9 protein-coding genes are annotated in these 7,775 nt (G+C 56.9%); 4 read left to right on the top strand and 5 right to left on the bottom strand.

Features of this window, described 5'->3' with window-relative positions; genetic code table 11:
- Both HFM78_RS12335 and nrdR read right to left on the bottom strand, forming a co-directional pair.
- The coding region (locus HFM78_RS12335) for a glycosyltransferase (protein ID WP_287129748.1) at nt 1-210 on the bottom strand (210 nt) is incomplete at its 3' end.
- A 14-nt stretch (nt 211-224) separates the two neighbouring features.
- The gene (nrdR, locus tag HFM78_RS12340) at nt 225-728 is read right to left on the bottom strand and encodes a transcriptional regulator NrdR (protein WP_287129749.1); all 504 of its coding nucleotides are present in this window, start codon (nt 726-728) and stop codon (nt 225-227) included.
- 106 nt (nt 729-834) lie between these two features.
- Here nrdR and murA point away from each other — a divergent pair, with 106 nt between their 5' ends.
- Complete coding sequence (murA, locus tag HFM78_RS12345; protein ID WP_287129750.1) at nt 835-2,136, top strand: UDP-N-acetylglucosamine 1-carboxyvinyltransferase; 1,302 nt, start codon at nt 835-837, stop codon at nt 2,134-2,136.
- Nucleotides 2,136-3,068, top strand: a complete 933-nt coding sequence (locus HFM78_RS12350; protein ID WP_287129751.1) for a hypothetical protein — start codon at nt 2,136-2,138, stop codon at nt 3,066-3,068. Before murA ends, HFM78_RS12350 begins: the two co-directional genes overlap by 1 nt.
- A 308-nt stretch (nt 3,069-3,376) precedes the next feature.
- On the opposite strand, the gene chrA is transcribed toward HFM78_RS12350, so the two are convergent.
- The 3 genes from chrA to rodA all read right to left on the bottom strand — a co-directional run bounded on the left by chrA (nt 3,377) and on the right by rodA (nt 6,891).
- A complete protein-coding gene (gene chrA / locus HFM78_RS12355; protein WP_287129752.1) occupies nt 3,377-4,465 on the bottom strand; it encodes a chromate efflux transporter in 1,089 nt (362 codons plus the stop codon).
- A gap of 122 nt (nt 4,466-4,587) precedes the next feature.
- Nucleotides 4,588-5,634 carry a UvrB/UvrC motif-containing protein gene (locus HFM78_RS12360; protein ID WP_287129753.1) on the bottom strand — a complete coding sequence of 349 codons (1,047 nt, stop codon included), beginning with the start codon at nt 5,632-5,634 and terminating at the stop codon, nt 4,588-4,590.
- 12 nt (nt 5,635-5,646) lie between these two features.
- On the bottom strand, nt 5,647-6,891 hold the full coding sequence (rodA, locus tag HFM78_RS12365) for a rod shape-determining protein RodA (RefSeq protein ID WP_287129754.1): 1,245 nt from the start codon (nt 6,889-6,891) through the stop codon (nt 5,647-5,649).
- A 119-nt stretch (nt 6,892-7,010) separates the two neighbouring features.
- On the opposite strand from rodA, the gene HFM78_RS12370 reads away from it, so the two are divergent.
- Nucleotides 7,011-7,244 carry a transposase DNA-binding-containing protein gene (locus HFM78_RS12370; protein WP_287129755.1) on the top strand — a complete coding sequence of 78 codons (234 nt, stop codon included), beginning with the start codon at nt 7,011-7,013 and terminating at the stop codon, nt 7,242-7,244.
- A 9-nt stretch (nt 7,245-7,253) separates the two neighbouring features.
- Nucleotides 7,254-7,649 carry a hypothetical protein gene (locus HFM78_RS12375; RefSeq protein ID WP_287129756.1) on the top strand — a complete coding sequence of 132 codons (396 nt, stop codon included), beginning with the start codon at nt 7,254-7,256 and terminating at the stop codon, nt 7,647-7,649.
- The last annotated feature ends 126 nt before the right edge of the window (nt 7,650-7,775 follow it).

Genomic DNA, 7,775 nt, shown 5'->3' on the forward strand with positions numbered 1-7,775 from the left:
GAGCAATTTCAACCCCGTCCAGACCCAGCCCAGTCCCGGCGGACCCGCAAGCCCCGTGACATCCACTTCAATTAACGGATACCGTCCCTTCACCAGCCGTTCTTCCAAACGACCGGGCACCCCCAGCCAAGTAATCTCCCAATCCGTTAAATATTCCGCCACCGCCAAGGCCGGAAAAATATGACCCCCCGTACCACTGGCGGCAATCAAAAGCCGGGGCTTACTTATTTATTTGATTCCAAATGGAGCATATCTTCGAGCTTGGCCCTAGTCATCTGGTCGGCAGGCAAGCGGCCCAGTTCCTGCACAAAATCAGAGATCCCCTGGAATTGCCGATAGACCGAGGCGAAACGGACATAGGCGACTTCATTGAGTTCACGGAGACCCTTAAGGACCTGTTCCCCGATGAATTGGGTGGAGACTTCCCGGATGGCCCGTTGCTGGAGGTCAGCTTCGATATCATCTACCAGATTTTCAATCTGGGAACGGGTGACTCCGGTTTTTTCACAGGCAATCGTCACACCCTTGAGGACTTTGAAGCGGTCAAAAGATTCACGCTTGCCATTGCGTTTAATGACGACCAAGGGCACAAACTCAACCCGCTCGTAGGTCGTGAAACGTTTGCGGCACTCCAGACATTCGCGCCGACGGCGGATGCTGCTGCTTTCGTCCGCCGAACGTGATTCGAGGACACGACTGTTGGGATGGCTGCAAAAAGGGCATAGCATAAATATATAATGACTGACTTTATGCAAGGTGACAAGAGTTGACCCGACGTTATTGTAAAAAGTTCATTCCTGTGACAAAATCACTCCAATCCAATACGCTAGCCCAGTGCAAACCACCACGGACCCTACGCTAACTAAACCGGACCAAACCCGCCTTTTGATCGAGGGCGGTCACGCATTGAAGGGACATCTGCCCGTTAGTGGCGCGAAGAACTCGGCCTTGGCCTTGATGGCAGGGAGTCTCCTTGCTTCTGGTCCTTCGATTATTCACAATGTGCCGGATTTAGCCGATATTGCGACGTTGGGGAGACTGTTGCAATCCTTGGGGGTGGGGGTCCAACGGGTGGGCGGTACTCTACATATTGACCCGACTCAGATCAGTAGCCATTGTGCCCCCTACGAAATGGTGAGTCAGTTGCGGGCGAGTTTCTTCATCCTCGGTCCACTCTTAGCCCGTCTGGGTCAAGTCCAAATCCCCTTACCCGGTGGTTGTGCCATCGGCGCGCGGCCCGTGGACCTCCACGTGCGTGGACTTGCCGCCCTAGGTGCCAAGGTCAAGATTGAGGGGGGAATTGTCGAGGCCCAGGCGACGCGACTCCAAGGGGCCAAGGTCTACCTGGATTACCCGAGTGTGGGCGCGACCGAGACAATCATGATGGCGGCGACCCTAGCCCAAGGCGAGACGCTGATTGAGAATGCCGCCTGTGAACCAGAAGTAGTGGACTTGGCGAATTTTTGTATCAGTATGGGGGCAAAGATTCAGGGTGCAGGCACGGCCCAAATCTTGATTCAAGGTCAGAAACGATTACATGGTACAGAGTATTCAGTTATCCCCGACCGGGTAGAAGCCGTGACCCTCCTGATCGCCGGAGCTATCACCAACTCCGTCCTCACCGTCGGTCCCATCGTCCTCGACCACCTCAGCGCACCCCTCACCAAGCTGCGCGACATCGGTTATCGTATCGAAGCCGTCGCCGCCGACACCCTACAAATTAGCCCCGGTGAGTTCCGGCAGGGCGTGGATCTCGAGACCCTACCTTTTCCGGGCTTCCCGACGGATATGCAGGCCCAGTTCGTCGCGTTACTGGCTATTGCCGAGGGGACCAGCGTCGTGACGGAGACCGTCTTTGAAAACCGCCTGGGCCATGTGGCAGAATTACGGCGGATGGGCGCGGACATCCGTACCCGGGCTAACATCGCTATCGTCCAAGGTGTCCCCCAACTCTCCGGTGCCCCAGTCCAGGCGACGGACCTGCGGGCTTCAGCCGCATTGATCCTGGCAGGTCTCGCCGCCCAAGGCCAAACCGAAGTCCGGGGCCTTCAACATCTAGAACGGGGTTATCAAGACCTCGAAGGTAAGCTAAGGAATGTCGGTGCCCGACTGCAACGAATCACCCTCCCTGGCTAATGCATAAGTCCTGTGCCTTGCTCCTCCTCGTTGCCCTCTTTGGGGGCAGCGGTCTAGGTTGGTTTGTGGACCGCCCAGCCATCGCTCAGACCCAATCAAAAAAGACCAAAAAGACGACTGCTAAAGCCACGCCCGTCAAAGCCAAGAAAAAAGTAAAAGCCACCAAAAAGAAAGCGGTCCCAGCCAACACCAAAAAGAAAACCGTCAAAGCCACCCCAGTCAAAACCAAAAAACGGGTTAGAGTCAAACCCGCCCCAGTCAAAGCGAGCCGACGCACCAAACTGAAAACCCTAAAAGTCGCCCGCCCCGCCCCGACTAAGCGGCGGACCCTCAAAGTCAAAGCCCGACCCAAACCCGCACCTCCCAAAATAGTTCTAGAGGGCGAACCCGTCCGTCTGCTCAACTACACACTTTTCACCCTCTACGCGCCCAAGGGCAGTGGTCAAGCAACCACCCGCGCCCGCTTAGTGGAAAACCGCCTCACCCAACTCCTCAAAACCTTTGCCGAGAAACCCCTCGAAGTCCAAGCCTTTCCCGGCCCCGGCAAAGCCGCTCAAGTAATGATTAATAACCAGAGTCTCGTCACCCTTACCCAATACGAACTCCTCGGTAACGGAGCACCCCATGGCCTCGGACCCGCCCGCCAGTGGGCTGGCAACCTACGGCAAATTCTAAACAAAGGCGACATCCAGGATGCCTATTTCACCTATGCCGGACTCCCCTCACTCCTAAATTTAGGCGGAGTCACCTATCAGATGAACCGTCAACTCGCCAAAGATTACGGTCTCTTCACCACCGATGGCACCCAACAGCAAGAGCGGGTAGTTTACTGGCGCGACGGTGAACAACGCCCCTTCCAGACAATTTACTTACTTAACCGCAACCGTCAATTTGTCGTCTATGCCGCCCGTCAGGAACAAGCCGCCCAGTAGAGGCCCCTCCGCCCCATACTCTGCCGGGCACAGGCGTGGTGGGGAACTAAGGCGGAAGGAGGAGCAAAGAATTGTTTAGAAGGCGGGGTGTAGTAAGTAAATTATTTAAGTAGTAATTGAACCGAGCAAGTTACTCACCCGTCCTCGGGTCGAGCTTTAATTGCAGGTGGGGGCCGTGCGCGGTCCCCGCGCGGAGGCGGGAGCGTGAGGGCGGAACCTAAGGTTCCTGTCCTCACAGGCTGTTGAAAGCAGAGCAAACCACTATCTCCAACGCACAAAACCCCACCATTACCCCTCACGGCAAGAGCTCAAAGGACTAGCCACCCCACCCCAGCCCCCAGCAAGATCAACCAAACCGAGTTCACCTGAGTCCGCAGGAGCAAGACCAGACTCACCCCCAACAAACCCAGCGTTACACCATCAGTAACAGTGACAGGAAGCAACTTAAGGACCACCGCCGCCATCAACGCCAACGACCCAGCATTCACCCCATCCAAAAAGGCCCCCGCCTGAGGGGAACCCCGCAGCAAAGGCAAGAGCGGATTGAGCAAGAGGACAAAAATAAAAGAAGGCAAAAAAATAGCCACCGTCGCCACCACCGCCCCACCCGGCCCGCCAATTAAATAACCAATAAACGTTGCCGTCGAGAGGACCGGACCAGGAGTAAACTGCCCCACCGCAATCGCATCCAACAGTTGTTGACGGGTAAGCCAACCATAATCACGCACCAACCCCTCCAAAAAAGCCACCAGCACATAGCCACTACCAAACAAAACACTCCCGACTTTAAAAAAGAACCAACCCAAAGCCCCCAAAGAGACTGGGGTAGTAGTTTCAGCCTGTACCGCCACACCGGGTAAAAGTATCAGCACCGCCCGCGCCCCCAACCCTAGCCCTGCCACACCACCCACAAGGAGGACCAAAACCTCATTGAGACCCGCGAGAGAACCCAACAGTACCCCCAGCGCAATCCCGGCGAGAGACCAACTTTTCAAAGCCTTTTTGAGCAGACGCCACAGGGCGACCAAGACCACGGCTAGGATGACCGGCTTAATGCCCGCTAGCACCGGAGCCACTTGAGGGAGCGTTCCATAGGTCGTGTAAACCCAGGCGAGTCCTCCCGTCAGCAGTACCGCCGGGAGGATGAAGCAGACCCCCGCAACCCCCAGACCCATTTTTCCCGCCCGCTCGTAACCAATCTGGATCGCGAGCTCCGTGGAATTGGGACCGGGGATGAGGTTGACGGCTCCCACGAGGTCTAGAAATTGCGTTGGCGTCAGCCAGCCGCGCCGTTGGACGACTTCCTCTTCCATTAGGGCAATATGGGCCGCTGGCCCCCCAAAACCAATCACCCCCAACTTCAAAAAGAGCAGGGCTACTTCACCCAAGCGCGACATCCGTAGGTCCCGGCACAATAGTTTGATCCTAAGTGGGTCGGTCTAAAAAAATAGTAGGTGAATGGGTATGAAACCGGCTCTTGGTCAAGAAATAATTCTCAGTCTGAGCAACTTCCCACCTTTCAAGGGCGGCTGGGGGGCATTTTGAGAGCCATCTCGATCCGTTCGCCGATCCGCGCTTCAGCGTTAGGTTCCTGGAGCCAAATCACCTCGGGAGCTTGCTGGTTGCGGTAGAGCCAAGTGGCGATGAGGTGGAATTCGTCAAGCTGGTGTTGGGGGAGTCGGTACATGGGCGGACTGGGCGTTTGGTAGCGAGCAAGGGTGTGGCGGTGGGGCGGGGCGGTATAGGTCTGGGACTCCGCCAGCCGTCCCCCCTGAATCCAAAAAACCTGACATTCACCGGGCTTGGCACTGGGCTGAATCACACAGGCATCCAGGACGACTTGGTGCTTGCGCCACCGCTGATGGTCCACGAAATGCTGGAGCGTCCCCATCTGGTCGCGCCACCGTGCCGCCTGCTCGTAGTGTTCTTGGGCCGCCGCTTGGTCCATCCGCGCCGCCAACTGAGCAAATAGGTCCGGTACTGCCGCCCCAGTCAAAAGATTACGGACCTGCTCCAACCGTGCCCGGTAGTCATCGCTACTGATCCAGCCGCGACAGGGGGCACTGCAACGGTCCATCTGGTCCAAGAGACAGCCCTGCTGGATCGCCTCCAACCCCGCACAGGTCCGCAAACCCAGCAACACACTCAACTGTTTGACCATCCCCAGCAGATAAGGGCGGTCTCGGTACGGCCCGTAATACTCCGCGCCGTCCTCCGTCAGATTACGAGTCACCTCTAAGCGCGGGAAGGGATCACTCAGGTCCAGCCGCAAAAAAGGATAGTGCCGCCACCGCCGTTGGGCACGGTTGAAGGGAGGTAGGTGTTCTTTAATCAACCGATTCTCCAACAGGAGGGCGGCGAGTTCCGAGCCCGTGGTCTTGACTTGGACCGTCTGGGCCTCAAACTTGAGCCGTTCGGTCTGGGTAGAATGCCCCCCGCCCGCCCGCAGGTAGGAGCGCACCCGTTGCCGCAACCGGATCGATTTGCCCACATAGAGCAGACGGTCCCCGGCCCCATAAAAGAAATACACCCCAGGCAGGTCCGGTAACTGTTGCCATTGATCCAAGGGAACGCGCACCTAACGGGAAGTCCGTTTACGGCTATTGGCGACCGAGCCCACCAGCCCCAAGGCCAAAAAATTAGTAATCAGGGCTGAACGCCCAAAACTGACAAAGGGTAGAGGAATCCCTGTCACCGGAGCCAGACCGATATTCATGCCGATATTGACTACAGTTTGAAACAATAACACTGTGAAAATTCCAATCACAATGAGCGAACCAAAATCATCCCGGGCATTTTGGGCAATCACCAAACACCGCCATAATAACAACCCCAATACCCCCAGCAGGACTAAGGCCCCGACGAACCCCAACTCCTCACCAATCGCCGAAAAAATAAAGTCCGTATGCTGCTCCGGGATGAAATTAAGCTGCGTCTGAGTCCCCGCGAAAAGTCCGCGCCCCCAAAACTGCCCCGCGCCAATGGCCACCTGAGACTGAATAATGTGGTAACCCGCACCCAAGGGGTCCCGCGTCGGGTCCAAAAAGATAATCAAGCGCATCTGTTGGTAGGGCTGCAACAACTGCCAGAACCACTGCCCCAACCCCCCCGAAACCAGATTCCCCACCACCACTGTCAGCATCAAAGCCGGATTACGGTCCAAGGCCCGCCACGCAAGCACGCCCATCCCCCCTACCCAAGCCATCCAAAGCGGCACCCAAATACTAAAGAGAATCGCCGCTACCAGGGGTGAAACCAGAATCACTAGCCAACTCAGCCGCGCCCCGCCCCAAAAGACCATCGCCAGCGTAATCGCCCCAAAGACCAGAGCCGTTCCCAGGTCCGGTTGCTTAAAAACGAGCAAGGCCGGGAGCAAGACGATCCCCAACACCGGGAAAATATTGAGGAAACTCTTAATCGGGAACCGTTGCAAGTAGGCCGCCAGCGTCAGAATTACCGCCACCTTGGCAAACTCCGAGGGCTGGAAACTAAGCCCTCCCACCTCCAACCAACGCTGAGCACCCAGAGCCTCCCGCCCCGTAAAAACCACCAGCAATAACAAACCATTGGCAAACCCATAGAACCACCAAGCCCAGTTCAAGAGCAACAGATAGGGCAGACGGCCCATTAAGAGCGCAACCACCGTCATCCCCAGCCCCGTCATCAGTTGCGAGGAGAAATCTGCATAGCGCGGGTCCGTACTAAAAATCGCCGTTGCCCCCAGACCCAACAAAAAAAGCGGACACCCCAACAACAATAGGTCCGCCTCCCGTAAGCTCTGCCAGACGCGCTCCCACCCCTCAAAACGGCGACTGATCTCCACGGTCAAGAGCACCAACAAGTTTTCTCATGATAGACAGCAACTAGGCCCCTCCGCCCCACGTACTATCCCTTACCCAGAAATCGTGAGATATCCTCACAGAAAGGATGACAGCGGTGGGCATGGTAGAAAATCGGGCGGCGGTTGCATTGCGGTATGCCGACCTCGGCGAGGTGCGGCGCAATCAACGCTTAGTGCAACTGGTCTCGGCTTTAGCGGCTATACCTAGTCACAGTCTCCCACAAGCCGGGGGCACCTGGGCTGCCACCAAAGCCGCCTGTCGCCTGTGGGCTAATCCTACCGTCAGCGCACAGGCGATAGGTATCTGGCAACTTATGATCAAGAAAGTGAGTTAACAGGTTCCCATGGGTTTTCGGGTTTTATTCGTGCTCTTGGTCCTAGGCGGGTCCCTCCCTACCCAAGCCCACCAACTCAAGTCCGACGGGGATGTGGGGGCGTTGCTGCATATTGAGCCGGGCGATCAGCCCCAGGCCGGGGTCCCTCAGCAAGTCTGGTTCAATCTGGTCAAACGGGGCGGGACCAAGATTACCCCCGGTCAATGCAACTGCACCCTCACCCTCAATCAGGGTCCGCAGCGACTCTCCCAAACCGCCCTCAGTCTCGTCAATAAACGGCCCACCGCCCGAGTCACCTTCCCGAAACAGGGCCGCTACACCCTCGTCCTCACCGGGACTGCCAAGACCGCCGCCCTGCCCTTCCAGCCCTTTATCCTACGTTGGAACGTCCAAGTCTCGCGTTAAGGCTGCGTGGTAAGCTTTTGACGTTGCTGGTAATCATAATGAAACTCACTTTTTGTCTAATGGCTCTTTTTGCTGGTTTAGCGGTGGCAGCCCAGCCCCAGCCCAGCCCGCCTGATGCCCCGACGC

This window comes from Candidatus Cyanaurora vandensis, from assembly GCF_013285555.1.
GTDB lineage: Bacteria > Cyanobacteriota > Cyanobacteriia > Gloeobacterales > Anthocerotibacteraceae > Cyanaurora > Cyanaurora vandensis.

Excerpts from the sequence above, each read along its gene's own strand:
- nrdR (WP_287129749.1), bottom strand. The coding sequence starts at position 728 with ATGCTATGCCCTTTTTGCAGCCATCCCAACAGTCGTGTCCTCGAATCA.
- HFM78_RS12350 (WP_287129751.1), top strand. The coding sequence starts at position 2,136 with ATGCATAAGTCCTGTGCCTTGCTCCTCCTCGTTGCCCTCTTTGGGGGC.
- chrA (WP_287129752.1), bottom strand. The coding sequence starts at position 4,465 with ATGTCGCGCTTGGGTGAAGTAGCCCTGCTCTTTTTGAAGTTGGGGGTG.
- HFM78_RS12370 (WP_287129755.1), top strand. The coding sequence starts at position 7,011 with ATGGTAGAAAATCGGGCGGCGGTTGCATTGCGGTATGCCGACCTCGGC.
- HFM78_RS12375 (WP_287129756.1), top strand. The coding sequence starts at position 7,254 with ATGGGTTTTCGGGTTTTATTCGTGCTCTTGGTCCTAGGCGGGTCCCTC.